Here is a 26884-nt window from a genome sequence, read left to right on the forward strand (position 1 = left end):
CGGCGCCCCGTACGCTCGGAGCATGGCCCGCACCACCGAATCCCCCGCTGCACCGCGGGTCTCACCACCCGACCTTCCCGACGAGTTCACCCCGGCCCTCCCGGCCCGGAATGCCGACCTCATCGCAGCGGTACTCGACGTCAGCGGCACCGTCGACCTCGCCTATGCCTCCCTCGAACAGTGCAGGGTGACCGCGGATGCCGATGCCGTCGACCTGACCGGTGGCACGATCCTCGATGTCGAGCTCACTGACGCCCGAATCGCCTCACTCCGTCTGCGCGGCGCCGGTGTGCGTCGTCTGCGTATCGTGGGAGGACGCATCGGTACCCTCGATCTCAGCACGGCACGCATCTCCGAGCTCGAGCTGACGGGTGTGCGCATCGACTACCTCAACCTCGGAGCGGCACGCGCGGCCGACGTCGAGGTCTCGGACTGCCGTATCCGCACGCTCGACATCCCGCAGGCCGAGCTCACCCGCGTGCGCTTCACCCGCACCACATGCGACGAGGTGGATCCGCGAGGCATGCGCGCCACCGACGTCGACCTGCGCGGACTCGATGCCGTGTCATTCCTCGATGCGAACAGCCTCCGGGGCACCACCCTGACGGAGTTCCAGGTACAGCAGCTGGCCCCCGTGCTCGCGGCAGGCCTCGGCATCCAGATCAAGGGGTGACGAACGGGTCCGTTCCCGAAGGAGGGATGCCGACGCCGTTCGCGGCGAGCAGCTCTCGTGTGAACGGATGCCGGGGCGCGTCGAACACCTCGGCGATGCTGCCCTGCTCGACGATGCACCCGTCCTGCATCACGAGCACCTCATCCGCCACTGCCCTGACCACGTCGAGGTCATGCGAGACGAAGATCATCGTGAGCCGGCGTTCGCGTTGCAGACGCAGCAGCAGCTGCAGCACCCGCTCTCGCACCGACGGATCGAGCGCGGACACCGGTTCGTCCAGCACCAGCACGTCCGGATCAGCGGCGAGCGCTCGGGCGATCGCCGCGCGCTGGCGCTGACCGCCGGACAACGCGACCGGACGCCGTGCCGCGAGCGCTGGGTCGAGGTCGACCTCGGCGAGAAGCTCCTCGACGCGGCGCAGTCGCTCCACCCGCGGCACACCTCCCGCGGCGAGCGCCTCCCGCAGCGAGCGACCGATCGACCAGCGCGGGTCGAAGGCGCCAAGGGGGTTCTGATGCACGAGCTGCACCCGATGGCCGGGCTCCCAGCGCAACTCGCCCGCTTCGGGACGTTCGACGCCTACGATCATGCGCGCCAGAGTCGTCTTGCCGGAACCGGACTCCCCCACGATGCCCAGTGTGCGACCGTGCGGAACAGCGAACGAGGCATCGACAACAGCCGGAACACCGGCGAACGCCTTCGACACCGCGGACGCGGTCAGCACGGGCGCTGCCGGGGCGGGTTCCGAGATCCGCGGCTCGTGGATCGTGGCCGCGATGAGTTCCCGCGTGTACGGATGCTGCGGCGACTCCAGCACGTCCGCCACGGCACCGGACTCCACGACCTCACCCCGGCGCATCACCAGCACCCGGTCCGCGAGGCGCCGCACGGCTGCGAAGTCGTGACTCACGAACACGACCGCGGTCCCGGCATCCGCGATCTCTCGCAGCAGGTCGAGGATGCGGGCTTGTACGGTCGCATCGAGCGCGGTCGTGGGCTCATCCGCGACGAGCACTGCCGGCGCTGCGGCGAGCGCCGAGGCGATGAGTGCGCGTTGGCGGAGGCCCCCGGACAGCTCATGCGGGTATTGCCTCGAGCGGCGTTCCGGTTCCGGCATCCACACGCGCCTCAGGAGCGCCTGCACACGGTCGCCGATCGGCGCGCCGCCCAGGGCCGCAGGATGCAACCGCAACGGCTCCGCGATCTCTGAACCGATCCGCTGCAGGGGGTCGAGCGCGACGAGGGCATCCTGCGAGACCAGGGCGATCTCCGCGCCCCGGATCCGTCGCCATGCGGACTCCTTCCAGCCCCGCACATCCGTTCCCTCGACACTCAGACGATCCGCCTGCACGCTCGCGCTCGACGGAGTCAACCCGAGCAGGGCGCGCGCGGTCAGCGACTTGCCTGCCCCCGACTCCCCCACGATGGCGACGCATTCCCCCGCAGACACGGTGAACGAGACTCCGTCCACCACGGGTGGTGCGGTGTCGAAGCCGATGCGCAGGTTCTGCACGTCGAGCACGGGAAGTGAGATGTCGCTCATCGCGTCGTCCCTTCGGAGCGGGCCCGCAACATCCGCCCGACGATCGTCGCCGCCATCACGGTGAGCGTGATGGCGATGCCGGGGAACACCGAGATCCACCATGCCTGCCCCAGCACGTTCCGGCCGCCGGCGAGCATCAGCCCCCACTCGGGCGTCGGCTCCGCAGGCCCGAGTCCGAGGAAGCTCAGCCCAGAGGCGGCGAGGATGGCCGAGCCGATGCCGATGGTCGCGAGCACGCTCAACGAGCCGAGCACGCCCGGGAGAACATGCCGCACGAAGGCGGGTACCGCCGGCACGCCGAGGATCCTCGCGGCCTCGACGTGCTCGGCCACCCCGAGCGTGCGGGTCTGCACGCGCGCCAAGCGGATGTACACGGGCACGGCTGCCAACGTCACTGCGAGGGCCACGTTGATCGGCCCGGGGCCGAGGATCGCGATCACCACCAGCGCGACGAGGAACTCGGGGAAAGCCATCAGCACATCGTTGACGCGCATCAGGGTGACATCCACGCCCCTCGGCGCGATACCAGCGAGTGCTCCGACCGCGAGCCCGACGACGACGGCGATCACGGTCGCGAGCAGTCCCACGCCGACCGACCGCCCGGCGCCGTACACCACGCGGGAGTACACGTCCCGGCCGCTCTGGTCCGTGCCGAACAGGTGTCCGTCACCCGGAGGCAGCAGCGCGCCACGCACGTCGGTCTGCAGCGGGTCGTGCGTCGCGAGCACGCCGGGGAACGCCGCCGCGAACGCGATCAGCAGCAGCACGGCGATCGAGCACCACAGCAGCACGCGCTGCGCCCGCCTCATCGTCGTGCTCCCGAGACGGCCCGAGTGCGGCGCAGGCGCGGGTCGATGAGCGGATGCACGAGCTCGACGATCAGGTTCACGATCACGAACACGAGGGCGCTGAGCAGGATGATGCCGGAGATGACGGGGAGATCGCGGTCGCTGATGGCGGCGAGGGTGACGCGCCCCAGACCAGGGCGGGCGAACACCGTCTCGACCAGCACGGCGCCACCGAGCACCGATCCGGTGAGATACGCCGTGAGCGTCACCGCGCTGGACGCACCGTGCCTCAACCCGTGGCGCAGCGTGAACCACCCGCGACCGGCGCCGCGCGCACGTACGGTCTCGGCGAACGGCATCCGCTCCGCCTGGGTCAGCCCGTCGCGCAGCACCTGGCCGAGCAGCGCCGCCACGGGAAGGGCCAGCGTGACCGCCGGCAGCACGATCGTCGCCGGATTGCGGCTGCCCGACACCGGGAACCAGCCGAGACCGAAGGCGAAGACGCTCAGGAGCACCAGCCCGATCCAGAACACCGGCGACGACAGCACGATCAGCTCGATGCCGGCGGCCACCGCCCTGGCGACCTCGCCACGCGCGAGCAGCGCGACGGCGAGGGCGAGCACCACGGCGATCCCGAGCGCGAGCGCCGACAGCTGCAGCGTCGCGCCGAGCTGGCGGCCGATGACCTCGGTCACGGGCAGCCGCAGCTGGTACGACTCACCGAGGTCGCCGCGCATGAGCTGTCCGAGGTATGTCAGGTACTGCTCGAACGGTGGTCGGTCCAGGCCGAGATCGGCACGGATGCCGTCTTTGACGGCCTCGCTGACCTGAGCCTGCGGACCGAGCATGACCGACACCGGGTCGCCGGGGATCACCCGGAACGCGAGGAACGCGACCGTGGCTGCGCCCCACAGCACGACGACCACGGAGGCGACCAGCCCGGCGATCCGCAGGAGCACAGCTTTCACCGCTCCCCCTCCAGGCCGCGGAATCGCCCCGCGCTCAGCCGACCGTCACATCGTAGAACAGGGGTCGTCCGTACAGGTCGTAGTCGAGACCGTCGATGCGCTCGCCCACGGCCGTGATCGCAGACGGGCTGTACAGCGGCACGATCGCTGTGTACGTGGCGTTCCACTCCTGCAGCTGCGTGTACAGCGAGTTGCGCTCGTCCTGGTCGCTGGTTGCGACGGCCGTGTCGAGCAGCGTGTCCAGCTCGGGGTCGGACACCTGCGAGGCGTTTTGGAAGCCGTCCGTGTGCAGGTGGCTGCGCAGCAGATCCGGGTCGACGCCCGAGAAGCCCCAGTCCGTCAGGTCGAAGGTCTTGGGCTCGTACTGCTCGTTGTAGGCTCCCGGCTCGAGCACCTCGCGGACGACGTCGAAGCCGATGTCCTTGAGGTCGGACTGGATGGCGTTGGCCAGTGCCGCACGGTCGTCGGGTACCGGGGTCCAAGCGATCCAGCGCACCGAGAGACGCGTGCCGTCCTTGGTGCGGTATCCCTCGTCATCGCGTTCGGTCCAGCCCGCTTCGTCGAGGAGCGTGTTCGCGGCCTCGGGGTCGAACGCCCACGTGCCCTCGAGGGACGCGTCGTAGCCCGGAGTGGTCGATCCGAGCACGCTCCATGCGCGCGGGAACTGCCCGAAGAAGATCTCCTCGACGGCCGCGTCGATGTCGATGCCTCTGGCGAAAGCCTGACGCACCTTCTCGTCCGAGAAGACGCCGTACTTCTCGTTCAGGTACAGCGAGTACGGGAGGCCCGGGTACTCGATCGAGTCGACGGTGATCCCGTCACCGAGGTCCTTCGCGAGGTTCGGCGGGATGTTGCTGGCGAGGTCGGACTCCCCGCTCTCGATCACTCCCGCGCGCACCGAAGCCTCTGGCTGGATCTCGACCCGGAGCGTCTCGAACGCCGGAGCCGTCTCGCCGTGGGGGCCCCACGCGTAGTCGTCGTTGCGCGTGTACACGAGTTCCTGATCAGGCGTGTACTCGGTGAGCTCGAAGGGCCCGGTACCGACCGTGACACCGGGGCCGCCGGCCTTGAGCTTGTCAGCAGACTCCGCCAGCACGGCCGGCGAATAGAACCCGAGTTGCGGCGTGCTGGCCGCCTGCAGGAAGGGCGCGTACGGCTGAGAGAAGCTCACCTTCACGGTGTGGTCGTCGATGACCTCTGTGCCCTCGTAGAAGTCGGCGCCGAGCATGCTGGCCGCCTGCGCGGAGGCGGTCTCGGGGTCGACGATGCGGTCGAAGTTCGCCTTGACCGCCGCGGCGTCGAAGGGCTCTCCGTCGTGGAAGGTCACGCCGTCGCGGAGCGTGAAGGTGTACTCGGTGCTGTCATCCGAGATCTCCCACTCGGTCGCGAGCCAGGGCGAGAAGGTGCCGTCATCCTCCTGGAAGACGAGCGAGTCGAGCACTGCCCGCTGCACCATGCCGGACACGTCGAGCTGGCTGACCTGCGGGTCCATGTGACCGGCCGAGAGGTTCGCCCCTTCGATCGACCAGACGAGCTCGGCGTCGGAGTCTCCGCCGTTCTGCGCCGCCGGAGTGGCGCAGGCGCTCAGCACGAGCGCGGTGGTCGCGGCGAGCGCGGCGAAGGGCAGGAGACGACGCACGGATCTTGCGGGCATGGCGATTCCTCAGAAAGAACGGATCGGGATGCTCCCAGTCTAGGGCGGATTCTTGGACTCGGTCGAAGAGTGACGGCATCCGTCCGTGTCGGAGCCTCGATAGAATGAGGCGCACAACCCACACTCAGGCACGCTCACACAGTGCCGCATACATCGCTCAAGGAGACCCTCATGTCCGTGATTCCAGACAAGCCCGCACTCGAAGGTCTCGAAGCGAAGTGGGACACCACCTGGGCAGAGCAGGGAACGTACCTGTTCGACCGCCTTCGTGCCGCGCAGTCCGGCCGTGAAGGCGTGTACTCGATCGACACCCCGCCGCCGACCGCATCCGGCAGCCTCCACATCGGCCACGTGTTCTCGTACACGCACACCGACGTCAAGGCGCGCTTCGAGCGCATGCGCGGCAAGACCGTTTTCTACCCGATGGGATGGGACGACAACGGCCTGCCCACCGAGCGCCGCGTGCAGAACTACTACGGCGTGCGCTGCGACCCCACGCTCCCCTATACCGAGGACTTCACGCCGCCGTTCGAAGGCGGAGACAACAAGTCCAGCCGTGCCGCCGATCAGGTGCCGATCAGCCGCCGCAACTTCATCGAGCTGTGCGAGCGCCTCACGATCGAGGACGAGAAGCAGTTCGAGGCACTGTTCCGCCAGCTCGGGCTGAGTGTGGACTGGACCCAGACCTATCGCACGATCTCCGACGAGACGATCCGCCAGAGCCAGCTCGCGTTCCTGCGCAACATCGAGCGCGGCGAGGCCTACCAGGACCTCGCGCCCACCCTGTGGGACATCGATTTCCGCTCCGCGATCGCACAGGCCGAGCTCGAGGACCGCGACCAGCAGGCCGCCTACCACACCATCGAGTTCCCCTTCTCGGACGGTTCCGGATCGATCGCGATCGACACGACGCGTCCCGAGCTGCTGCCCGCGTGCATCGCGATCGTGACGCACCCCGAGGGTCCGCACAAGCACCTCATCGGCACGAAGGTGCGCACCCCGTTCTTCGGCGCCGAGATCGAGATCCACGGACACCACCTCGCACAGCCCGACAAGGGCACGGGAGCGGCGATGGTCTGCACCTTCGGTGACGTGACCGACATCGTGTGGTGGCGCGAGCTGCGCACCGTCGCCGACCAGCACCTCCCCAACATGACCACGATCGGGCTCGACGGTCGATTCCTGCCGACCGCGCCGGAATCCGTCGCGAACGCGGAGGCCATCGACTGGTACGTCGAGAACCTCGCAGGCAAGACGGTGTTCAGCGCGCGCAAGGCTCTGGTGGAGAAGCTGCAGGAGACCGGCGACATCACTGCGGTCGGCAAGCCGTTCAACCACGCCGTGAAGTTCTTCGAGAAGGGCGACCGGCCGCTCGAGATCGTGTCGACGCGCCAGTGGTACATCCGCAACGGCGCCCGCGACGTGGCGCTGCGCGATGAACTCATCGCCCGTGGACAGGAGCTCACGTGGCACCCCGACTTCATGCGCGTGCGCTACGAGAACTGGGTCGGCGGTCTCACCGGCGACTGGCTCGTATCACGCCAGCGCTTCTTCGGCGTGCCGATCCCCCTCTGGTACGGCCTCGACGAGAACGGCGAGCGCGACTACGACCGCGTGCTCACGCCCGACACCGCAACGCTGCCGATCGACCCAACGATCGACGTGCCGGCCGGGTACACCGAGGACCAGCGCGGCGTGGCCGGGGGCTTCGACGCAGAAGCCGACATCCTCGACACCTGGGCGACGTCGTCGCTGACCCCGCAGCTCGCGGGTGGGTGGCAGCGCGATGAGGAGCTGTGGCAGCTCACGGCGCCGTTCGACCTGCGCCCTCAGGGACAGGACATCATCCGCACCTGGCTGTTCTCCACCATGCTGCGCTCGACGCTCGAGGACAGCCGCGCCCCGTGGCGCAGCGCCGCGATCTCCGGCTTCATCGTCGACCCCGACCGCAAGAAGATGTCGAAGTCCAAGGGCAACGTGGTGACCCCGGCCGACATCCTGGACGCCCACGGTTCGGATGCCGTCCGCTACTGGTCGGCGTCGAGCCGCCTGGGCACGGACGCGGCCTTCGACCCGCAGAACCCCACGCAGGTGAAGATCGGCCGCCGCTTGGCGATCAAGGTCCTGAACGCCGCGAAGTTCGTGCTGTCGTTCCCGGTCCCCGAGGGCGCGCAGGTCACACATGCCCTCGACGCGTCGATGCTCGCATCGCTCGACGGCGTGATCGCCGACGCGACCGCCGCGTTCGAGAAGTATGACCAGGCCCGGGCGCTCGAGATCACCGAGGCGTTCTTCTGGACGTTCTGCGACGACTACCTCGAGCTCGTCAAGGAGCGCGCGTACAACCAGAACGACGTGGGACAGGCCTCGGCCGCACTCGCGCTGCGTCTCGCGCTGTCGACGCTGCTCCGACTGCTCGCTCCCGTGCTGTCGTTCGCGACCGAAGAGGCATGGTCCTGGTTCGAGGAGGGGTCGATCCACACCGCATCCTGGCCCGAGGCTCTCGGCATCGACGGCGACCCCGCTGTCCTCGCCGCAGCCAGCGAAGCTCTGATCGGCATCCGCCGCGCCAAGACCGAGGCCAAGGCCTCGCAAAAGACTCCGGTCTCGCGCGCGGCCATCGCGGCTCCTGCCGGCAAGCTCGACGCCCTGCGCGCCGCCGCCGACGATCTGCGCGCCGTCGGTCGCATCGCGGAACTCGAGTTCAGCGAGGCAGAAGCGTTCGCCGTCACGGCGATCGAGCTCGCCCCGGTCGAGGCATCCTGATGCAGTTGGGCACGCGCTGGGCGACCGGTACCGCGGCTCCGGCCTCGGTCCCCGCATCGCTGCGACCGGCGATCGCCGAAGTGGAGGGTCGCGGACTCGTCGGCCACTGGACGCTCACCTGGCTCGAAGGCCGGGCGATCGCCGAGCTCGATGCCGGCTGGGAGGTCCTCCAGTCGGCATCCGGCGAGATCATCGCCCGCCCGTTCGAAGACTGACCCCCACGGCTCTCCCGACGTCGAGACCCCCGTTGGTCGTCGAGACCCCCTCCTGCACACGTCGGCAGGAGGGGTCTCGACATCAGGCGGGGGTTTCGGCGTCAGGCGACCGACGCGCGCGCGGCGACGAACGCCGCGACGCAGCGTTCGACCTGCTCGGGCGTGTGCGCGGCCGAGAGCTGCACGCGGATGCGCGCCAAGCCTCGTGGCACCACCGGGAAGCTGAACGCGGTCACGTAGACGCCCTGCGCCTGCATCTCCCGAGCGATCCGCGCCGTGAGTGCGGCATCGCCAAACATCACCGGGACGATCGGATGCTCGCCCGGAAGCAGCTCGAACCCCTCCTCGGCCATCCGACGCCGGAAGAGAGCCGCGTTCTCGCGCAGTGCGGCTCGCAACTCGGCTGACCCCTCGACCAGGTCCAGCGCCGTCAGGGTGCCGGCGACGATCGCGGGAGCCAGCGTGTTCGAGAAGAGGTACGGGCGCGACCGCTGGCGCAGCAGCGCGACGATGTCGGTATGTGCGGCCACGTAGCCGCCTGAGGCGCCGCCCAATGCCTTGCCGAATGTCCCGGTGTAGATGTCGATCCGGTCAGCGACCCCGCAGAACTCCGGCGTCCCCCGGCCGTTGTCGCCGACGAAGCCGACCGCGTGGGAGTCGTCGACGAACACCAGCGCGTCATACCGCTCTGCCAGATCGCAGATGTCGGCGAGCGGCGCGATATAGCCGTCCATCGAGAACACTCCGTCCGTCACCACGACGCGGAAGCGGGCATCGGATGCCGCGCGCAGCTGCTCCTCGAGGTCGGCCATGTCACGGTTGCGGTACCGCAGCCGACGCGCCTTGGAGAGGCGGATGCCGTCGATGATCGACGCGTGGTTGAGCTCGTCCGAGATGATGGCGTCTTCCGCGCCGAAGAGTGTCTCGAACACTCCCCCGTTCGCGTCGAAGCAGGAGGAGTACAGGATGGCGTCGTCGGTGCCGAGGAAACCGGCCAACCGTCGTTCGAGCTCGAGGTGCTGCTCCTGCGTGCCGCAGATGAAGCGGACGCTGGCGAGGCCGTATCCCCACTCCTGCAGCGCGGTCGTCGCCGCGTCCAGGATCCGCGGGTCATCCGCCAGCCCGAGGTAGTTGTTGGCGCAGAAGTTCAGCACCTCCGCGCCGTCGGCGACGATCTCGGTGCTCTGCGGGCCACGGATGCCGCGCTCGTGCTTGGTGAGCCCCGCCTCCTCGATACCGGCGAGTTCTGCCTCCAAGTGCGTCTGAAAAGTCCCGTACATCACAGCTCCGTCCAATCGAGGATGATCTTGCCCGTGCCGGCGGACTCCGCCGCCGCGAATCCGCGCTCCCAGTCCCGTGCCGGAACGACCTCCGCGATGACGCGACTGATCGCCGACCGCAGCGTCTCGCTCGTCTGCAGCATCGCACCCATCGCGTTCCAGGTCTCGAACATCTCGCGACCGTAGATGCCCTTGATCGTGAGCATGTGCGTGACGAGCTTGCCCCAGTCGATGCTGAAGTCCGCGCTGGGCAGACCCAGCATCGCGATGCGACCGCCATGGTTCATGTTGTCGATCATCGACGGAAGCGCGGATGGCGCGCCGCTCATCTCGAAGCCGATGTCGAAGCCCTCGCGCATCCCGAGCGACTGCTGCGCATCACGGATGTCCCTGGCCGAGACATCCACCACCTCATCGGCCCCCATCTGGCGTGCCATCGCCAGCCGTGGCGCGCTCACATCGGTCGCCGCGATGAACCGGGCACCGGCGTGACGGGCCACGGCGATCGCCATCAGTCCGATCGGGCCGCATCCTGTGACCAGCACGTCCTCGCCGACGAGCGGGTAGGTCAGCGCCGTGTGCACGGCGTTGCCGAGCGGGTCGAAGATCGCTCCGAGCTCCGGTGAGACCTGGGCGTGATGCACCCACACGTTCGCCGCCGGCAGCGCGAGGTACTCCGCGAAGGCACCATCGCGCTGCAGGCCCAGTCCGATGGTGCGGATGCACATCTGGCGCCGACCGGCACGACAATTGCGACACGTGCCGCACACGATGTGTCCCTCACCGGATACCCGATCGCCCACGTTGATGTCGTGCACGAGGGCTCCGACCTCCACGACCTCGCCGTAGAACTCGTGGCCGGGGATGAGCGGTGCAGCGATCGCCGACGCCGCCCAGTCGTCCCATCGACGGATGTGCAGATCGGTGCCGCAGATACCGGTGCGCAGCACACGGATGACCACGTCGTCCGCACCGCCCACGGGATCGGGCCGGTCGACGAGGGCCAATCCGGCACCCGGTGCATCTTTGAACAGAGCCTTCATGTCTCGATCAGACCGCAGATCCGGGTGTAGAGCAATCACCACCATCTGCATGATCGATGAAGTTGTCCTTCATCTAGAATCGTCCGATGGAACTCCATCAGCTCCAGATCCTGCGCGAGCTCGGCGCATTGGGCAGCGTGACCGCAGTCGCCGAAGCGCTGCGGGTGACGCCGTCCGCCGTCTCTCAGCAGCTCGCCACGCTGCAGCGCGGTGTCGCCACCCCGCTCACCCGGCGCGCGGGGAGGACACTCGCGCTCACGCCGGCTGGCGAGATCCTCGCCGCCGCCGGCGCGGAGGCGATCGACGCCATGGCCGCCGCCCGAACCGCACTGGACGATTTCGAAGGCTCCCCCACCGGGGTCGTGAGCATCAGCGGGTTCCACAGCGTGGGTCAGGTGCTGTTCGGCACGCTGCTGCGCGAGCTCCAAGCACTCGAACACGCTCCGACCGTGCAGCTCACCGATGAGGATGTCGCCCAGAGCGACTTCCCCGCCCTGACCGCGCGCTACGACCTCGTGCTCGCCCACCGCATGGAGCACTCGCCGAAGTGGCCGACACAGGGCGTACGCAGTCTCACCCTGGTGCGCGAGCCCCTCGACGTCGCCGTCGCGTCCACCCATCCACTGGCGTCGCATCGATCGTTGACTCCCGATGACGTCGCCGGTGAGCTGTGGGTGACCAGCAGGATCGGCTACTCCCCCGACGACGTGCTGCGCGCGATCACCGCCGTCGCGAATCGTCCCGTCGACGTGCAGCATCGCATCAACGACTACGGAGCCGTCGCGGCGGTGGTCGCCGCCGCAGGTGGCGTGATCGGCATGCTCCCGCGGTTCACCTCGCGCAGCATCCAGGATCGAGACATCATCCGGCTCCCCTTGGAGGGCGTCAGCACGCATCGCATGATCGACGTCCTCGCGCGCCCTGAGAACCTCCGACGCCGCTCGGTGCGCGTCGTGGTGGATGCCCTGCAGCGGGTCATGACGCGCCTGAGCGAGTGAGTCTCATGCCGGCGGGCTCCGCCGATGGTTAGGCTCGGAGGATGACCGATACCGCGAACCCGCTGCTTCAGCCGTCGACCTTGCCGTACGGCATCCCCGACTATCGTGCGATCCGTCCCGAGCACTACATCCCCGCGTTCCGCGCCGCGTTCGAGGAGCACCTGCAGGAGATCTCCCGGATCACAATGGTGCGCTCCATGCCGACCTTCGAGAACACGATCGAGGCGCTGGAGCGCGCAGGAGAGACGCTCGATCGCGTGGCGCACGCGTTCTATACCGTCAGCTCGGCCGATGCGACGCCCGAGATCCAGGCAGTGGATGAGCAGCTCGCCCCGTTGATGGCCGCGCACACTGATGCCGTGTCGCTGAACGGCCCGCTCTACTGGCGCGTGCAGCAGGTGTTCGATCAGCTCGACTCCCTCGACCTCGACCCGGAGCAGCGCTACCTCGTCGAGCGCCATCACCGAGAGATGACACATGCAGGAGCCGCTCTCGATGACGAGGCGAAGGCCCACCTGACCCTGCTCAACCAACAGCTCTCGACGCTGAGCAACACCTTCGAGCGCAACCTCCTGAATGACACGAACGATCTGGCCGTCGTGTTCGACGCCGCCGAGCAGCTCGACGGATTGAGCGCCGGCGAGCTCTCCGCAGCCGCCCGCTCGGCCGCCGAGCGCGGGCTCGACGGACACTACCTCGTCTCGCTCACCCTGTTCACCGGGCACCCGTACCTGGCGCAGCTGCGCAACCGCAACTCCCGTCGCGACATCATGGCCGCGTCGCAGGTGCGCGGGTCCCGTGACAACGCGAACGACAACCGCCCGGTGCTGCGCGAGATCGTGCGCCTCCGCGCCGAGCGTGCGGCGCTTCTCGGATATGACTCGCACGCCGCCTACGTCACGGCCGATGAGACCGCCGGAAACCCCGGGGCCGTCGAGGACATGCTGCGCGCGCTGGCTGCACCGTCCGCCGTGAACGCACGCGCGGAACGGGAGGCGCTGCAGCTGATCGTGGACCGCACCGAGCCGGAGCCGTTCCCCGTCGAGGCGCATGACTGGGCGTTCTACACCGAGAAAGTCCGTGAGGCCCTGTACGACATCGACACGAGCGCGCTGCGCCCCTGGTTCGAGGCCGAACGGGTGCTGCAGGACGGCGTCTTCTTCGCGGCGACCAGCCTGTACGGCGTGACCTTCGCCGAGCGCCCCGACCTGGTCTCGTATCATCCCGGCGCGCGGGTCTTCGAGGTCAGCAACGCCGACGGCTCGCCCCTGGGCCTCTACATCCTCGACCTCTACACCCGCGATTCCAAGCGCGGCGGCGCGTGGATGAACCCGGTCGTGAGCCAGTCGCGCCTGCGCGGCACATCCCCCGTGGTGGTCAACAACCTCAACGTGCCGCTGCCCGGAGACGGCGAACCGACGCTGCTGACTCTCGACGAGGTCACGACGCTGTTCCACGAGTTCGGGCACGCCCTCCACGGACTCTTCGCGACCGTCACCTACCCGCATTTCGCAGGGACGAACGTGTTCCGCGACTTCGTCGAGTTCCCGAGCCAGGTGAACGAGATGTGGATCCTCTGGCCCGAGGTCCTCGACAACTACGCGCGGCATCACGAGACGGGCGAGGCGCTGGACCCCACGATCGTGGAGCGCCTCCGCGCCACCGAGACCTTCGACCAGGGCCACGCGACGAGCGAGTACCTTGCTGCAGCATGGCTCGATCAGGCCTGGCATCGCGTCGGGACGGATGCCGAGATCGACGATATCGCCGGTTTCGAGGCTGCGGCACTGGCCGACATCGGCTTGAACGATCCGGTGGTGCCGACCCGGTACTCCTCGACTTACTTCGCCCACGTCTTCTCGGGCGGGTACAGCGCCGGGTACTACTCCTACATCTGGAGCGAGGTGCTCGACGCCGACACCGTCGACTGGTTCCGCGAGAACGGCGGGCTCACGCGCGAGAACGGCGATCGGTTCCGGCAGCTGCTACTCGGCGTCGGCGGATCGAAGGACCCGCTCGAGGCGTACCACGACTTCCGTGGACGTGTCGCCGACATCGCGCCGCTGCTCAAGCGCCGCGGGCTCGAGGCCTGAGCGACGTCAGCCGACGAGTCTTGCCTGTGCCTTGAACCAGGTGAGCTGGTGAAAGCTCTGCGCGAGCTGCTCGCCGAGCTCGACGAGAGGCAGGATGCGCACGTCGATGGTCTCGCCGGCGTCGAGCTCCTGGGGGCGTTCGTGTCGGCATCCGCGGGCGAGGAAATGGTGAACCCTGTTGTCCTGATTGCCCCAGTTCGCCCAAGTCCAGCCGAGGTCGATCATCTCGGCGGCGACGTAACCGGTCTCCTCCATCAGCTCTCGTAGCGCCGCATCTCGGGGAATCTCGGACGCATCGACCGCGCCGCCGGGCAGCCCCACACCGACCACCTCTGCGCCGTGGTGGTACTCCTCTATCGCGACGGCCGAACCGTCGTCGGTGAGCGCCAGGATCGAGACCCATTCGGTCTGCTCCAGCACGTAATACGGCGCGATGATCCGTCCAGTGGCATCGACGCAGTCGTCCGCGCGCAGTCGGATCCAACGGTCCTCCACGACCATCGACCGCGCAGTGGTCCGCCAGGCATCAGGAGCCATGGTCGTCCCGTGTCAGGCGCTCTTGCGCTTGCGCTCCAGAACGATCGTGGGAGGCGCACCTTCGTCGACCGCTGCGCGGGTGATGATCACCTTCGCGACGTCGTCTGCCGAGGGGATCTCGAACATGATCGGGCCGAGCACGTCTTCCAGGATCGCGCGGAGCCCCCGCGCACCGGTCTTGCGCTCCACGGCCAGGTCCGCGATCGAGCGCAGCGCGTCCTCATCGAATTCGAGCTGCACGCCGTCGATCTCGAACATGCGCTGGTACTGCTTCACGAGCGCGTTGCGCGGACCCGTGAGGATGTCGATGAGCGCGGCCTGATCGAGCGGCGACACCGAGGTCACCACGGGCAGACGCCCGATGAACTCGGGGATCAGGCCGAACTTGTGCAGGTCCTCCGGCAGCACCTCGCTGAACAGATCGAGGTCCTTGCCCTTGTCGTGGAGCGGGGCGCCGAAGCCGATCCCGTGCTTTCCCACACGGGCCGAGACGATGTCCTCGAGCCCGGCGAACGCGCCGGCCACGATGAACAGCACGTTCGAGGTGTCGATCTGCAGGAACTCCTGATGCGGGTGCTTGCGTCCGCCCTGCGGCGGTACCGAGGCGACCGTGCCCTCGATGATCTTCAGCAGCGCCTGCTGCACTCCCTCGCCGGAGACGTCGCGCGTGATCGAGGGGTTCTCGGCCTTGCGGGCGATCTTGTCGACCTCGTCGATGTAGATGATGCCCTGCTCGGCGCGCTTGACGTCGTAGTCGGCGGCCTGGATCAGCTTGAGGAGGATGTTCTCGACGTCTTCACCGACGTAGCCGGCCTCGGTCAGCGCGGTGGCGTCGGCCACGGCGAACGGGACGTTCAGCTGCTTCGCGAGCGTCTGCGCGAGATAGGTCTTTCCGCAACCGGTCGGGCCGATGAGCAGGATGTTGCTCTTCGCGATCTCGACCTCGTCGGCCTTCTGCTCGGCGGTCTGGAGCGTGCCGCGTGCACGGATGCGCTTGTAGTGGTTGTAGACGGCCACGGCGAGGGCGCGCTTCGCGGGCTCCTGGCCGACGACGTACTCCTCGAGGAACGAGAAGATCTCTCGCGGCTTGGGCAGATCGAACTCGGCGACACCGTCGGCGGAAGACTCCGCCATGCGCTCCTCGATGATCTCGTTGCACAGCTCGACGCACTCGTCGCAGATGTACACACCGGGGCCAGCGATGAGCTGCTGCACCTGCTTCTGGCTCTTTCCACAGAATGAGCACTTGAACAGGTCAGCGCTTTCACCGATACGGGCCATGCGCGTCCTCCTAGGGGATCCAGAGATCGTCTTCCGAGCCTAACCTCTGCATCCGACACCGGGACGCATTGGCGCGTACTCTCCTCAACCGAGTCCGAGACGATACGGAAGGACCCGCAGCGCATCCTGCGCGCTGCGGGTCCCTGTCCTTGTGAGCCGATCAGACCATGCTCTTCGTGTGCCACACCGTCTTGATCTCGGTGAAGGCACCGATCCGCTCCGGCGAGGCCACGACCTCTCCCGGCGGGAGCACGCGCGTGAGCGTCTCGGCGGCGGCGATCTGCAGGTCGATCCAGTCGATGTCGCCGGCGCCGGCGAGGTCGAGGGCGTTCACGTCCTGGTGGGAGGCGAGCCACGGCGCGATCTCGGCCGGCGACCCGGTGAGCACATTGACGACTCCCCCGGGTACGTCGCTCGTCGCGAGGACTTCGGCGAGGCTGATCGCCGAGAGCGGGTGCCGCTCGCTGGCGATCACGACGACCGTGTTGCCCGCGACCAGGGCCGGAGCGACGACCGAGACGAAGCCCAGCAGCGCCGAACTCTGCGGCGCGACGATCGCAACCACCCCGGTCGACTCAGGGACCGAGATGTTGAAGTACGGACCGGAGACCGGGTTCGCGTTGCCCGCGACCTGCGCGTACTTGTCGCACCATCCGGCGTACCAGACCCAGAGGTCGATCGCGTCGTCCACCTGGGAGCCCGCGACCGCAGGCGACACGCCCTCCTGTGCGACGATCTCGTCGATGAACTGGGCACGGCGTCCTTCCAGGACCTCCGCGACGCGGTAGAGCACCTGTCCGCGGTTGTACGCGGTGGCGCCCGACCACCCCTTCACAGCGGCGCGGGCCGCCACGACGGCGTCGCGAGCGTCCTTGCGCGATCCCTGCGCGGCGTTCGCGAGGAACGCACCCTTCGCCGAGAGCACTTCGTAGGTGCGGCCGGACTCGCTTCGCGGGAAGGCCCCGCCGATCGCCAGCTTGTACGTCTTCGGCACGCTCAGTCGCTTGCTCACGAGGAGGCTCCCTTCAGGTACGCGGTGAGACCCTGTCGTCCGCCTTCGCGGCCGTATCCGGACTCCTTGTAACCGCCGAACGGGCTCGACGGATCGAAACGGTTGAACGTGTTCGCCCAGATGACACCGGCGCGCAGGCGGTCGGCGACGGCGAGGATCCGCGATCCCTTGTCCGACCAGATGCCGGCCGAGAGACCGTAGGGCGTGTTGTTCGCCTTGGCGATCGCCTCGGCCGGGGTGCGGAAGGTGAGCACCGACAGCACAGGTCCGAACACCTCGTCGCGGGCGATGCGGTGCGAGGCCTCGACACCGGTGAAGATCGTCGGCGCGAACCAGAAGCCCTTCTCCGGGATCGCGCAGTCGGCGGTCCAGCGCTCAGCGCCCTCGGCCTCTCCGATATCGCTGAGCTCGCGGATGCGCGCCAGCTGGGCGGCCGAGTTGATGGCGCCGATGTCGGTGTTCTTGTCCAGCGGGTCACCCAGACGCAGCGTCGACAGGCGGTTCTTCAGCCGATCGATGACCTCGTCGTGGATCGACTCCTGCACGAGCAGACGGCTGCCGGCGCAGCACACATGCCCCTGGTTGAAGAAGATGCCGTTGACGATGCCCTCGACGGCCTGGTCGATGGGAGCGTCGTCGAACACGATGTTCGCGGCCTTTCCCCCGAGCTCGAGCGTCAGCTTCTTGGGCGTGCCGGCGACGGCGCGGGCGATGTCGCGCCCGACGCCTGTGGAGCCGGTGAAGGCGACCTTGTCGACGTCCGGGTGACGGACGAGGGACGCGCCCGTCGAACCGGCACCCGTGATGATGTTCACGACACCGGCGGGGAGATCGGCCTGCTGCAGGATCTCGGCGAAGATCAGGGCCGTCAGCGGCGTGGTCTCGGCGGGCTTGAGCACGACCGTGTTGCCGGCCGCGAGAGCGGGAGCGACCTTCCACGCGAGCATGAGCAGCGGGAAGTTCCACGGGATGATCTGCCCGGCGACGCCGAGCGCACGGGGGTTCGCACCGAGTCCGGCGTGATCGAGCTTGTCGGCCCATCCCGCGTAGTAGAAGAACCAGGAGGCGACGAGGGGCACGTCGACGTCGCGGCTCTCCTTGATCGGCTTGCCGTTGTCGAGGCTCTCGGCGACGGCGAGCTCGCGAGCGCGTTCCTGCACCAGGCGAGCGATGCGGAACAGGTACTTCCCGCGGTCGCGGCCGCTCATCTTCGACCAGGTCTTGTCGTAGGCACGGCGGGCTGCGGCGACGGCGCGGTCGACGTCCTCATCGCTCGCCGAGGCGATCTCCGCGATGCGCTTCTCGCTCGACGGCGAGATCGTGGTGAAGCTGGAGCCGGTGCCGTCGACGAACTCGCCGTCGATGAACAGGCCGTAGCTGTCCTTGAGGTTCAGGACCGCCGTGGACTCGGGGGCCGGAGCGTATTCCAGGAAAGACATATGAGGGTTCCTAGTCGATCGTGACGTAGTCGGGGCCGGAGTAGTGGCCGGTTGTGAGCTTCTGGCGCTGCAGCAGCACGTCGTTCAGAAGGCTCGAAGCGCCGAAGCGGAACAGGTGCGGCTGAAGCCACTCCTCGCCGACCGTCTCGGCGACCGTGACGAGGTACTTCACCGCGTCCTTGGAGGTGCGGATGCCGCCGGCCGGCTTCACGCCGATCTTCTCGCCCGTGCCCTGGTGCCAGTCGCGCACCGTCTCGAGCATCAGCAGCGTGGTGGGAAGGGTCGCAGCCGGCTGCACCTTTCCGGTCGACGTCTTGATGAAGTCGCCGCCGGCGAGGATGCCGAGCCACGACGCCCGCTTGATGTTGTCGTACGTGTTCAGCTCACCCGTCTCGAGGATGACCTTGAGCGAGGCGTAGGAGCCGTCCGCGCGGCGGCAGGCGTCCTTGACCTGAGAGATCTGGTCGAACACCAGTCCGTACCGTCCGGAGAGGAACGCCCCGCGATCGATCACCATGTCGATCTCGTCTGCACCCGCGGCGACCGCCTCGGCGGTGTCGGCGAGCTTGATCGCGAGGGAGGAGCGACCGCTGGGGAAGGCGGTGGCGACGGCGGCGACCGAGATCAGGCCGTCGTCGGGGTCGCCGTGCAGTGCGCCGAGGGCGGCGACCGCATCCGGCACCATGTCGCCGTAGACGCAGACGGCGGCGACCTTGGGTGTCGATGGATCGGCGGCATCGGGGTTCTTCGCCTTGGCGACGAGCGAGCGCACCTTGCCGGGGGTGTCTGATCCTTCGAGCGTGGTCAGGTCGATCAGCGTGATGATCTTGTCGAGGGCCCAGGCCTTCGACGTCGTCTTGATCGAGCGCGTGCCGAGCCCGGCGGCGCGCTGCTCCAGGCCGACGGCGTCGACGCCAGGAAGGCCGTGCAGGAAGCGACGGAGCGTGGCGTCATCCGGCTCACCGCCGAGGACATCCACCGCCGTCCTGCGGCTGAGTTCTGTGGTCGTCACTGTTCCTCCAACAATGCTCGTGCTGTGGTCTCATCGGTCACCAGAACGCTGCACAGGCCACTGGTGACCACTGTGCGCGCGATGTCGTGCTTGGCGCGGCCGGCGGTCACGAAGATCGCCCGCTCCGCGCCACGAAGTCGGTCCAGCGCGACGCCCACGGTGCGGGCGTCGAGCTGGGAGTCGACGATGTTGCCCTCGGCGTCGACGTAGCGACCGAGCACATCTCCGACGGCTCCTCGTCGCGCGAGCTCTTCGACATCCTCTGCACTGAGGTAGCCGTTCTCGACGTGAGCGGATGTCGCGTCGCACGGGCCCGCCGTGAAGAGGAACGCCTGCGCTTCCGCCGCCTCTTCGAGAATCGCAGCCACGGTGCGGTCCGACTCGATGGCCTGCTTGGTCTCGACGCGCTCCAGGATCGCGGGGCTCGGCAGCAGTGAGACGTGTCCGGACGCGCGCTGCGCGATCGTCACGGCAAGGCCGGCGGCTCCCCCGGATCGACGGTTGAGGCTGACGCCTCCGTTGAGCTGCACGACGGTCACCCCGCTGGCCCACCCGTCCGGCAGCGCTTCGGCGACCGCGCGCAACGTACGACCCCAGCTCACGCCAAGGGTCCGAGGCACGGGGCGCAGCGCCGTGAGGTAGTCCGCCGCGGCCTGCGCCACGCGCTCGAGCGTGCCGTCGTCGCCGTCCGGCGCGGGCACCACAACGGCTTCGGCGAGGCCGTGGCGCTCGACGAGGAGCCTCTCCAGACCCAGACGCCGAGCGCGCGGGTGCACGATCTCGATGCGGACGATGCCGCGTTCCCGCGCCTGGGTCAGCAGACGCCCGACCTTCCAGCGCGACACCTTGAGGAGGGCGCCGATCTCGTCCTGGGTCTTGTCCTCGTCGTAATACAGCTCGGCGATGCGGACCATGAGCAGTTCGTCTTCCACGGCAACCTCCTTCCGTGTACAGCGTACGGCTGTTCCCCCGGAGGTGCACGTCTTTGCTCATATGAGCATCCCGCCCACGGGGCCCTGCGCATCTGCCGCTCAGACACACAGAAGGGGCGGCAGTCGCGATGACTGCCGCCCCTTCTGGGTGATCGCTACGCGCGCTTGCGCGAAGTGAGCACCTGGTCGACGATGCCGTACTCGAGCGCCTGCGCGGCCGAGAGGATGTTGTCGCGGTCGATGTCGCGGTTGATCTGCTCGGCCGGCTTGCCCGTGTGCTTGGCCATGGTCTCTTCGAGCCAGGTGCGCATACGGAGGATCTCCGCCGCCTGGATCTCGATGTCGGACGCCTGTCCCTGGCCCGCCTCGCCCATGGCGGGCTGGTGGATCAGAACGCGTGCGTTCGGCAGGGCGAGACGCTTTCCGGGAGCGCCGGCCGCGAGCAGCACGGACGCGGCGGAGGCCGCCTGGCCGAGCACGACGGTCTGGATCTGCGGCGCGACGTACTGCATCGTGTCGTAGATCGCCGTCATCGCGGTGAACGAGCCACCGGGCGAGTTGATGTACATCGTGATGTCACGCTCGGCGTCCTGGCTCTCCAGCACGAGGAGCTGCGCCATCACGTCGTCCGCCGATGCATCGTCGACCTGGACGCCCAGGAAGATGACGCGGTCTTCGAACAGCTTGTTGTACGGGTCCTGGCGCTTGAAGCCGTAAGCCGTGCGCTCCTCGAACTGCGGGAGCACGTAGCGGCTGGAAGGGAGGTTCCCTGCGGATTGGAAAGTGGGGGTGTACATGGTGTCCTTTCGAATCCGGGTTACTCTGCGGCGTCCGCAGTGCCGCCGCCACCGGCGACATCGCTGGCGTGCTCGCGGATGTGGTCCACGAAGCCGTAGGCGAGCGCCTCTTCCGCCGTGAACCAGCGGTCGCGATCGCCGTCTTCGTTGATCTGCTCGACAGACTTTCCGGTCTGTCCTGCCGTGATCTCCGCCAGACGCTTCTTCATCGAAAGGATGAGCTGCGCCTGGGTCTGGATGTCGCTCGAGGTGCCGCCGAAGCCACCGTGGGGCTGGTGCAGCAGCACGCGCGCGTTCGGCGTGATGTAGCGCTTGCCCTTGGTGCCGCTGGTCAGCAGCAGCTGACCCATCGATGCGGCCATGCCGATGCCGACCGTGACGATGTCGTTCGGCACGAACTGCATCGTGTCGTAGATCGCCATGCCGGCGGTGATCGATCCACCGGGCGAGTTGATGTAGAGGTAGATGTCCTTCTCAGAGTCCTCTGCGGCGAGAAGAAGAATCTTCGCGCAGATCTCGTTGGCATTCTGGTCTCGCACCTCTGAGCCCAGCCAGATGATGCGATCTTTCAGCAGTCTGTCGAAGACGCTCGTTGCGACGAGGGGTTCTGCAGCCATGTCAGCTCCTGATTCCGTGTTTCAGTGATTCGAATCTACCGGCGACAACGCAGGCCCCAGGCCGTGTTCGCCGTCGGCATATCAGCGTGGCGGAGCGGTCAGCTCGCGGGCATAGGCGGAGACGGAGCGCGTGTACCGGGGCAGGTGCGGTGCCAGCGCTTCGAGCGCCACCGCAGCGCCCGCGCGCGCATCGCCCTGCGAGACCAGCGCCAAGGCGTAGAACGCGGATGCCGCATCGGCGAATGCCCCTCCGCGCTCGCGCTCGGCGCGCAGCATCTCGACGGCCTCATCGATGCGACCGAGGTTGCGCAATGTGCTGGCCAGCTGAATCACTGCCTGAGGACGGTGCTCATCGTCCAGGCCGGCCCTCAACGCCTCCCGGTACAACGACTCGGCCTCCGCTTCGAGCCCCGCGGAATCACGCGCGCCCGCTCGCTCGAACAGGGCGCGCGCGTCGGCAGCCGGCCGCTCGCGCGCCAGATCGTCGATGCGTTCGATACGTTCGGCGTCCGTCAGAGCGCCGTCCTCCCAGACCGCGTCGATCCGTGCGTCCCAGGTGTCCATGATGGTCCTTCGTCTGACGAGAGAAGGGGCGGATGCCGCAGCATCCGCCCCTTCTGGTGATTCGATCCGCGATCACTCCGCCTTGTCGGCGGCCTTCTTCGCGGGGGCCTTCTTCGCAGCCGGCTTCTTGGCCGCAGGCTTCTTCTCGGCGGGCTCCTTCTCGGAGTCCTCAGCCTCGTCAGCCTTCTTGGCCGGAGCCTTCTTCGCGGCCGGCTTCTTGGCCGGAGCCTTCTTGGCCGGAGCCTTCTTGGCCGGCTTCTCCTCGGCCTCGGCGTCAGCTGCCTCGTCGTCGACGACGATGAAGTCGGACAGGTCGACGGTCTTGCCGTTGCTGTCGACGACGTTCACCTTGCCGAGAGCGATCGCGAGCGCCTTGTTGCGCGCGACCTCTCCGACGAGCGCGGGCAGCTGGTTGGAGGACTGGAGCGCCTCGACGAACTCCTGGGGAGCCATGCCGTACTGCGCAGCGGACTGCACGAGGTACTGGCTGAGTTCCTCCTGCGAGACCTGCACGTCGGCCTGCTCGGCGATCGTGTCGAGCAGCACCTGCGTGCGGAACTGCTTCTCGCTCGCCTCGGTGACCTCGGCGCGGTGCACATCGTCCTCGAGACGACCTTCGCCCTCGAGGTGGTTGTGCACCTCGTCCTCGATGAGCTTCGGCGGAACCGGGATCTCGATCTGCTCGAGCAGCACCTCGACGAGCTTGTCGCGAGCGGCGGAGCCCTGGGTGAAGACGCCCTGCTGTGCCACACGCTCTGCGAGGCTGTCGCGGAGCTCGGCGATCGTGTCGAACTCGCTCGCGATCTGCGCGAAGTCGTCGTCGGCAGCAGGAAGCTCGCGCTCCTTGACAGCCTTGACGCTCACGGAGACCTCGGCCTCGGAACCGGCGTGGTCGCCGCCCACGAGTGCGGAGCGGAACGTGGTGTCCTCACCGGCGGTGAGCGACTCGATCGCGTCGTCGATGCCTTCGAGCAGCTCGCCGGAGCCGATCTCGTAGGAGACGCCCTCGGCGCGATCGATCTCGGCGCCGTCGATCGTGGCGACGAGGTCGAGCTCGACGAAGTCACCCTTCGCGGCGGGACGGTCGACCGGGATGAGCGTGCCGAATCGTGCGCGCATGTTGTCGAGCTCGGCGTCGAGCGCAGCCTCATCGGCTTCGACGGCGTCGACGGTCACGGTGATGCCGTCGAACGAGGGAAGCTCGATCTCGGGGCGCACGTCCACCTCGATGTCGACGAGCAGGTCTCCCGTGAAGTCCTTCTCGTTCGGCCACTGCGTAATGTCGGCAGCCGGACGTCCGACGACGCGCAGCTTGTGCTCGACCGTGGCCTCACGGAAGAACTTGTCGAGACCCTCGTTGACGGCGTGCTCGATGACCGCGCCGCGACCGATGCGCTGATCGATGATCGGAGCAGGGACCTTGCCCTTGCGGAATCCGGGGATCTGGACGTCCTGAGCGATGTGCTCATACGCGTGAGCGATGCTCGGCTTGAGGTCGTCCGGGGTGACCGTGATGCTGAGCTTGACCCGGGTCGGGGTCAGCTTCTCGACGGTGCTGTTCGCCATGCTGGTGTGTTCTCCTTGTGGTTTCCGCGCTGACACGCGGCTTGAAGGCTTGTCGAGCCGTGTCGGGGCGACAGGAGTTGAACCTGCGACCTCCCGCTCCCAAAGCGGGCGCTCTACCAAACTGAGCTACGCCCCGGGGAATCCTCACGCAGATTCAGCCCCACCGAGTCTAACGGACAGGAAGACCCTCGACAGTCCGCTATGATCGACATGTCGGTTCGTGATCTTCGAGATCGTCCGACATCGGGGCTGTAGCTTAGTGGTAAAGCCTCTGTCTTCCAAACAGATGATGCGAGTTCGATTCTCGTCAGCCCCTCCACACGAAATCCCGGTCAGACCAGAAAAGGTCGGGCCGGGATTTCTGCGTCAGCGCCGGCGGAGCCCCGACAGCATGCTGGCGAACCGCCCGCGAGCTGCACCGACCGACAGGCTCTCGCCCGCCGCGAACAGCGGAATCGGCGCTGGACGTTCGGTGCCGTCGGCGAGCCGTCGGATCACGCTCCCGGCCCGAGCCGCGGTGTCGAGCGCGATCGCGTTGTGGACGATGTCGCCGAGCAGCGCGACCAGGGCAGGCCGGGCGAGTCGCGGGTCTGCCTCACGGACTGCGCGCAGGATGCTGGCCTCGTCGACCGGCACGAATGCGCCTGCAGGCGCCGTGGCGGGGATGCACGCACTGAAGTCGATGCCACGCGCGCGTTCCAGGGCGAGCGTGCGCCTCTCCCCTGGGCCCGCGCTCGGCAAGAGAATCTCCACGCCCTGGCTCTCCCACCGGAGCGCGTTGATCATCGCGCAGAGCGCCCAGACCAGGTAGGGGGCGAGGTGTTCGGCAGGCACACCGTGCTCGACGAGGTCCGCGGCGAGTGCACCATGCTCGAGCGCTTCCGCCTGCTCGTCCGCGTCGAGCGCGGCCGCAGTGACGGTACCGAAGTCCGCGACGAGCATGTCCTGGAAATCGACCACGTTGGCGACCGGACGTCCGCTCCAGTGGCCGCGGCGCACACGGAAGTCGGGGAAACCGGCGTCGTGGAGGATGTCGAGGACGCGATCCAGAGGATGCGCGATCACGAGTTCGGGGTTGTCACGGTTCTCGACCCGACTCTCCCCGACCTGCCACGCGAGCTGGTACTCGGAGCGCCCGTCGGCGATCAACCTGTCGACCTCCCGGTCAAGGAGGAAGATCGTGGCGACGAGGCGCCCGGTGTCGGGCTTGAGGACCCGGGCCGACTCCTCCAGATAGTTGCGCACCGTCGCGAGGTCGACGTGCGTCAGCACCGAGATCATGAAGACACGATCGAGGCTGTCGTCCTCGAACGGGAAACGGAAGCGCGCGCCATCCACTTCACCGTCGGGGTTGTAGGGCCGGCTCAGCACATCGATGAGGTCGAACTGGAAGTTCGGTCGCCCCTTACCGATGTTCTCCCTCGCCCACCCGATGGCCTCGGCATGAGGGTCGAGTCCGAAGTACTCCTGGTCGTCAGACAGCCGCCCCGCCAGGTCCAGGGCCACTCTGCCGTACCCGCACCCGAGGTCCAGGACGCGGGCACCGCTGGGCAGCGCACGGTCCCTTGTGCTCACATCGGCGTAGTGCGCCCCGATATGGGCTTCGGTGCCGCCGTTGAGCGCGCGCTGAAGACTCTCCGGCGCGACCGCTTCGTCGGCGACACTCCGACGAGAGCCGGAGGCGAGGCCGGATGTCAGGTCGAAGAGAGCGCTGGCAATCGCTGTCTCGGCGGCGTCGGGTGCAGACATGAGCTCACCCTTGCGGCGCCCCTTCCGAGAATCGCTGACTAAACTCGTCGCAACGTCTGCGCCCTCGCGCAGCCGGGAGGGACGCCGTGAGCGACGCGATTTCGACCGACCATCGAGAGACTGCGCTGTCCGGCGGACACGCGCTCCCCCCTCGGTTCTCGGCGATGTCGATGCGGGAGCCCCGCGCCAGGAAGAGACGTCCGGGCCTCGTGCTCGGCCTCGCGAGCGCGATCGCCGTCATCGCGACCATCACCACGCTGCAGCTGACGGCGAACGCAAGCTATGACACCGCCGAGGAGCAGTTCCGCGATGCCGCGCGCACGACGACCGCCGCACGTCTGGCACTCGATGCGGCCAACGCGGAGCTTCACGACGTCGAGGGCTCTGCAGCACTTCTCCTGGAGAGCGACACGGGCATTCTGGTCGACTCCGCAGCCAAGGACAGCGTCACGAACGCGGTGGCGATAGCGACGGACGCCATGACCGCGGCCGATGCCCTCCTCGCGGAAGACATCCCCGCCATCGGAATCAAGCCGGCCTGGTTCTGGGAGCTGTACGCCGGGGCAGGTGCGCTCGACGAGGAGCGTCAGAGCATCGAGCGCCTGGACGAGCGGCTGCAGGACGAGGTCGAGGCGATCGATACGGCCAGCGACGCGCTGACGGAATCCGGTATCGCCCTGTTGACGACGACGGCCTCGGCCGCGACCGCCCATGAGGCGGCCCACGTCTCTGCGCGCAATGACGATGTCATCGCTCTTCGCAAGGCGGCGACGATGGCATCCGCCATCACGACGATCGACGGTGACGCGGTCACGGCATTCACGTCGTTGCAGTCAGCAGCCGCTCAGCTGGTCGGCTCCGAGCAGGCGGAACTGGCGGAGAAGTCCGGCCCGTTGATGGGCGCCCGGCTGGAGATCGAGGCGTTCGCCCGCTCCATCGCCCCCGGCGTCCTGCTGGAGTTCGACTGGGCGCCGATCGTCAACGGCGTCGGATACAACGGCAGCATGGGCGGCTACACGACCTGGTGGTGGGACGAACCCGGTCGCGCCACGATCCAGCTGTCGAACTCCGTCGCCGAGCAGTGGCCGGCCGATCGAAGCAAGGCGTTGGTCGTCCACGAAGTCGGCCATGCGATCAGCGTGAAGTGCGCGGACATGTACGACGCCTCCACCCAGGACAGCATCGAGAAATGGGCGACCGCCTGGGCGATCAGCATGGGCTATACGGATGATGCGAACGGCGTCTGGGCGTACGGATACCCGCCCCAGAACTACATCGATGCAGCGGCGGGGTGCCGCTGACGAAAATGACGAAGCCGCCGCGATCGCTCGCGGCGGCTTCGTCTTTCGTCAGAAGG

General features: G+C 67.8%; 23 protein-coding genes and 2 tRNA genes. 7 read left to right on the forward strand and 18 right to left on the reverse strand.

The annotated features are described in order from the left end of the window. The first annotated feature begins 22 nt into the window (after nucleotides 1–22). Nucleotides 23–673, forward strand: a complete 651-nt coding sequence (locus MRBLWO12_RS07570) for a pentapeptide repeat-containing protein (RefSeq protein WP_363554199.1) — start codon at nucleotides 23–25, stop codon at nucleotides 671–673. On the opposite strand, the gene MRBLWO12_RS07575 is transcribed toward MRBLWO12_RS07570, so the two are convergent. Genes MRBLWO12_RS07575 through MRBLWO12_RS07590 form a run of 4 tightly spaced genes read right to left on the reverse strand, consistent with a single transcriptional unit; the run spans nucleotide 663 to nucleotide 5626 of the window. Beyond that, complete coding sequence (locus MRBLWO12_RS07575) at nucleotides 663–2216, reverse strand: ABC transporter ATP-binding protein (protein WP_363554201.1); 1554 nt, start codon at nucleotides 2214–2216, stop codon at nucleotides 663–665. The genes MRBLWO12_RS07570 and MRBLWO12_RS07575 overlap by 11 nt on opposite strands. Continuing rightward, entirely contained in the window at nucleotides 2213–3025 is an 813-nt protein-coding gene (locus MRBLWO12_RS07580) for an ABC transporter permease (protein ID WP_363554203.1), read from the reverse strand. Before MRBLWO12_RS07580 ends, MRBLWO12_RS07575 begins: the two co-directional genes overlap by 4 nt. Next, nucleotides 3022–3972: an ABC transporter permease gene (locus tag MRBLWO12_RS07585; RefSeq protein ID WP_363554205.1), complete on the reverse strand. Its 951-nt coding sequence runs from the start codon at nucleotides 3970–3972 to the stop codon at nucleotides 3022–3024. The genes MRBLWO12_RS07580 and MRBLWO12_RS07585 overlap by 4 nt, the downstream gene beginning before the upstream one ends. Before the next feature lie 34 nt (nucleotides 3973–4006). Beyond that, the gene (locus MRBLWO12_RS07590) at nucleotides 4007–5626 is read right to left on the reverse strand and encodes an ABC transporter substrate-binding protein (protein ID WP_363554207.1); all 1620 of its coding nucleotides are present in this window, start codon (nucleotides 5624–5626) and stop codon (nucleotides 4007–4009) included. Nucleotides 5627–5797: 171 nt separating this feature from the next. On the opposite strand from MRBLWO12_RS07590, the gene valS reads away from it, so the two are divergent. Beyond that, a complete protein-coding gene (valS, locus tag MRBLWO12_RS07595) occupies nucleotides 5798–8392 on the forward strand; it encodes a valine--tRNA ligase (protein WP_363554209.1) in 2595 nt (864 codons plus the stop codon). After that, nucleotides 8392–8607, forward strand: a complete 216-nt coding sequence (locus MRBLWO12_RS07600) for a hypothetical protein (protein ID WP_141871709.1) — start codon at nucleotides 8392–8394, stop codon at nucleotides 8605–8607. The genes valS and MRBLWO12_RS07600 overlap by 1 nt, the downstream gene beginning before the upstream one ends. 101 nt (nucleotides 8608–8708) lie before the next feature. Here MRBLWO12_RS07600 and MRBLWO12_RS07605 read toward each other — a convergent pair whose 3' ends face one another. Beyond that, on the reverse strand, nucleotides 8709–9887 hold the full coding sequence (locus tag MRBLWO12_RS07605; RefSeq protein ID WP_363554211.1) for a glycine C-acetyltransferase: 1179 nt from the start codon (nucleotides 9885–9887) through the stop codon (nucleotides 8709–8711). After that, a complete protein-coding gene (tdh, locus tag MRBLWO12_RS07610; protein ID WP_363554213.1) occupies nucleotides 9887–10930 on the reverse strand; it encodes an L-threonine 3-dehydrogenase in 1044 nt (347 codons plus the stop codon). Before tdh ends, MRBLWO12_RS07605 begins: the two co-directional genes overlap by 1 nt. Before the next feature lie 86 nt (nucleotides 10931–11016). Between tdh and MRBLWO12_RS07615 the strand changes: the two genes are divergently transcribed. Together MRBLWO12_RS07615 and MRBLWO12_RS07620 are read left to right on the forward strand one after the other, a co-directional pair. Continuing rightward, nucleotides 11017–11928, forward strand: a complete 912-nt coding sequence (locus MRBLWO12_RS07615) for a LysR family transcriptional regulator (protein ID WP_363554215.1) — start codon at nucleotides 11017–11019, stop codon at nucleotides 11926–11928. Between the two features lie 41 nt (nucleotides 11929–11969). Further along, on the forward strand, nucleotides 11970–14021 hold the full coding sequence (locus MRBLWO12_RS07620; RefSeq protein WP_363554217.1) for a M3 family metallopeptidase: 2052 nt from the start codon (nucleotides 11970–11972) through the stop codon (nucleotides 14019–14021). Between the two features lie 6 nt (nucleotides 14022–14027). Here MRBLWO12_RS07620 and MRBLWO12_RS07625 read toward each other — a convergent pair whose 3' ends face one another. From MRBLWO12_RS07625 to MRBLWO12_RS07675, 11 genes are all read right to left on the reverse strand, one after another. Further along, nucleotides 14028–14558, reverse strand: coding sequence for an NUDIX hydrolase (locus MRBLWO12_RS07625; RefSeq protein ID WP_363554219.1), 531 nt, complete (start codon nucleotides 14556–14558; stop codon nucleotides 14028–14030). Nucleotides 14559–14570: 12 nt separating this feature from the next. Next, entirely contained in the window at nucleotides 14571–15839 is a 1269-nt protein-coding gene (gene clpX, locus MRBLWO12_RS07630; protein WP_141871703.1) for an ATP-dependent Clp protease ATP-binding subunit ClpX, read from the reverse strand. Nucleotides 15840–15999: 160 nt separating this feature from the next. After that, the gene (locus MRBLWO12_RS07635) at nucleotides 16000–16851 is read right to left on the reverse strand and encodes an aldehyde dehydrogenase family protein (RefSeq protein ID WP_363554221.1); all 852 of its coding nucleotides are present in this window, start codon (nucleotides 16849–16851) and stop codon (nucleotides 16000–16002) included. Further along, nucleotides 16848–18290 (reverse strand): aldehyde dehydrogenase family protein, encoded by a 1443-nt coding sequence (locus MRBLWO12_RS07640; protein WP_363554223.1) that lies wholly within the window; start codon nucleotides 18288–18290, stop codon nucleotides 16848–16850. Before MRBLWO12_RS07640 ends, MRBLWO12_RS07635 begins: the two co-directional genes overlap by 4 nt. Nucleotides 18291–18300: 10 nt before the next feature. Beyond that, nucleotides 18301–19302 carry a deoxyribose-phosphate aldolase gene (deoC, locus tag MRBLWO12_RS07645; RefSeq protein ID WP_363554225.1) on the reverse strand — a complete coding sequence of 334 codons (1002 nt, stop codon included), beginning with the start codon at nucleotides 19300–19302 and terminating at the stop codon, nucleotides 18301–18303. Beyond that, a complete protein-coding gene (locus tag MRBLWO12_RS07650) occupies nucleotides 19299–20234 on the reverse strand; it encodes a sugar-binding transcriptional regulator (RefSeq protein ID WP_363554227.1) in 936 nt (311 codons plus the stop codon). The genes deoC and MRBLWO12_RS07650 overlap by 4 nt, the downstream gene beginning before the upstream one ends. A 155-nt stretch (nucleotides 20235–20389) precedes the next feature. Beyond that, nucleotides 20390–21031 carry an ATP-dependent Clp protease proteolytic subunit gene (locus MRBLWO12_RS07655; RefSeq protein WP_363554229.1) on the reverse strand — a complete coding sequence of 214 codons (642 nt, stop codon included), beginning with the start codon at nucleotides 21029–21031 and terminating at the stop codon, nucleotides 20390–20392. Between the two features lie 20 nt (nucleotides 21032–21051). Beyond that, on the reverse strand, nucleotides 21052–21648 hold the full coding sequence (locus MRBLWO12_RS07660; protein ID WP_141871698.1) for an ATP-dependent Clp protease proteolytic subunit: 597 nt from the start codon (nucleotides 21646–21648) through the stop codon (nucleotides 21052–21054). Nucleotides 21649–21729: 81 nt separating this feature from the next. After that, nucleotides 21730–22212, reverse strand: coding sequence for a tetratricopeptide repeat protein (locus tag MRBLWO12_RS07665; protein ID WP_363554231.1), 483 nt, complete (start codon nucleotides 22210–22212; stop codon nucleotides 21730–21732). A gap of 72 nt (nucleotides 22213–22284) precedes the next feature. Then, entirely contained in the window at nucleotides 22285–23778 is a 1494-nt protein-coding gene (tig, locus tag MRBLWO12_RS07670) for a trigger factor (protein WP_363554233.1), read from the reverse strand. A gap of 62 nt (nucleotides 23779–23840) precedes the next feature. Continuing rightward, nucleotides 23841–23914: transfer RNA gene (locus MRBLWO12_RS07675), tRNA-Pro, on the reverse strand. A 109-nt stretch (nucleotides 23915–24023) separates the two neighbouring features. On the opposite strand from MRBLWO12_RS07675, the gene MRBLWO12_RS07680 reads away from it, so the two are divergent. After that, nucleotides 24024–24097 (forward strand) — tRNA-Gly (locus MRBLWO12_RS07680). 47 nt (nucleotides 24098–24144) lie between these two features. Here MRBLWO12_RS07680 and MRBLWO12_RS07685 read toward each other — a convergent pair. Then, nucleotides 24145–25527: a class I SAM-dependent methyltransferase gene (locus MRBLWO12_RS07685; protein WP_363554235.1), complete on the reverse strand. Its 1383-nt coding sequence runs from the start codon at nucleotides 25525–25527 to the stop codon at nucleotides 24145–24147. An 86-nt stretch (nucleotides 25528–25613) separates the two neighbouring features. Between MRBLWO12_RS07685 and MRBLWO12_RS07690 the strand changes: the two genes are divergently transcribed. Beyond that, nucleotides 25614–26828 carry a hypothetical protein gene (locus tag MRBLWO12_RS07690; RefSeq protein WP_363554237.1) on the forward strand — a complete coding sequence of 405 codons (1215 nt, stop codon included), beginning with the start codon at nucleotides 25614–25616 and terminating at the stop codon, nucleotides 26826–26828. Nucleotides 26829–26884: the final 56 nt, after the last annotated feature.

The sequence above is a fragment of the Microbacterium sp. LWO12-1.2 genome, assembly GCF_040675875.1.
Classification (GTDB): domain Bacteria; phylum Actinomycetota; class Actinomycetes; order Actinomycetales; family Microbacteriaceae; genus Microbacterium.

Bases quoted from the DNA above. Each gene is read 5' to 3' on its own strand.
- MRBLWO12_RS07570 (WP_363554199.1), top strand. From the start codon at position 23: ATGGCCCGCACCACCGAATCCCCCGCTGCACCGCGGGTCTCACCACCC.
- MRBLWO12_RS07575 (WP_363554201.1), bottom strand. From the start codon at position 2,216: ATGAGCGACATCTCACTTCCCGTGCTCGACGTGCAGAACCTGCGCATC.
- MRBLWO12_RS07580 (WP_363554203.1), bottom strand. From the start codon at position 3,025: ATGAGGCGGGCGCAGCGCGTGCTGCTGTGGTGCTCGATCGCCGTGCTG.
- MRBLWO12_RS07590 (WP_363554207.1), bottom strand. From the start codon at position 5,626: ATGCCCGCAAGATCCGTGCGTCGTCTCCTGCCCTTCGCCGCGCTCGCC.
- valS (WP_363554209.1), top strand. From the start codon at position 5,798: ATGTCCGTGATTCCAGACAAGCCCGCACTCGAAGGTCTCGAAGCGAAG.
- MRBLWO12_RS07600 (WP_141871709.1), top strand. From the start codon at position 8,392: ATGCAGTTGGGCACGCGCTGGGCGACCGGTACCGCGGCTCCGGCCTCG.
- MRBLWO12_RS07605 (WP_363554211.1), bottom strand. From the start codon at position 9,887: ATGTACGGGACTTTTCAGACGCACTTGGAGGCAGAACTCGCCGGTATC.
- tdh (WP_363554213.1), bottom strand. From the start codon at position 10,930: ATGAAGGCTCTGTTCAAAGATGCACCGGGTGCCGGATTGGCCCTCGTC.
- MRBLWO12_RS07615 (WP_363554215.1), top strand. From the start codon at position 11,017: ATGGAACTCCATCAGCTCCAGATCCTGCGCGAGCTCGGCGCATTGGGC.
- MRBLWO12_RS07620 (WP_363554217.1), top strand. From the start codon at position 11,970: ATGACCGATACCGCGAACCCGCTGCTTCAGCCGTCGACCTTGCCGTAC.
- MRBLWO12_RS07625 (WP_363554219.1), bottom strand. From the start codon at position 14,558: ATGGCTCCTGATGCCTGGCGGACCACTGCGCGGTCGATGGTCGTGGAG.
- clpX (WP_141871703.1), bottom strand. From the start codon at position 15,839: ATGGCCCGTATCGGTGAAAGCGCTGACCTGTTCAAGTGCTCATTCTGT.
- MRBLWO12_RS07640 (WP_363554223.1), bottom strand. From the start codon at position 18,290: ATGTCTTTCCTGGAATACGCTCCGGCCCCCGAGTCCACGGCGGTCCTG.
- MRBLWO12_RS07655 (WP_363554229.1), bottom strand. From the start codon at position 21,031: ATGTACACCCCCACTTTCCAATCCGCAGGGAACCTCCCTTCCAGCCGC.
- MRBLWO12_RS07660 (WP_141871698.1), bottom strand. From the start codon at position 21,648: ATGGCTGCAGAACCCCTCGTCGCAACGAGCGTCTTCGACAGACTGCTG.
- MRBLWO12_RS07665 (WP_363554231.1), bottom strand. From the start codon at position 22,212: ATGGACACCTGGGACGCACGGATCGACGCGGTCTGGGAGGACGGCGCT.
- tig (WP_363554233.1), bottom strand. From the start codon at position 23,778: ATGGCGAACAGCACCGTCGAGAAGCTGACCCCGACCCGGGTCAAGCTC.
- MRBLWO12_RS07685 (WP_363554235.1), bottom strand. From the start codon at position 25,527: ATGTCTGCACCCGACGCCGCCGAGACAGCGATTGCCAGCGCTCTCTTC.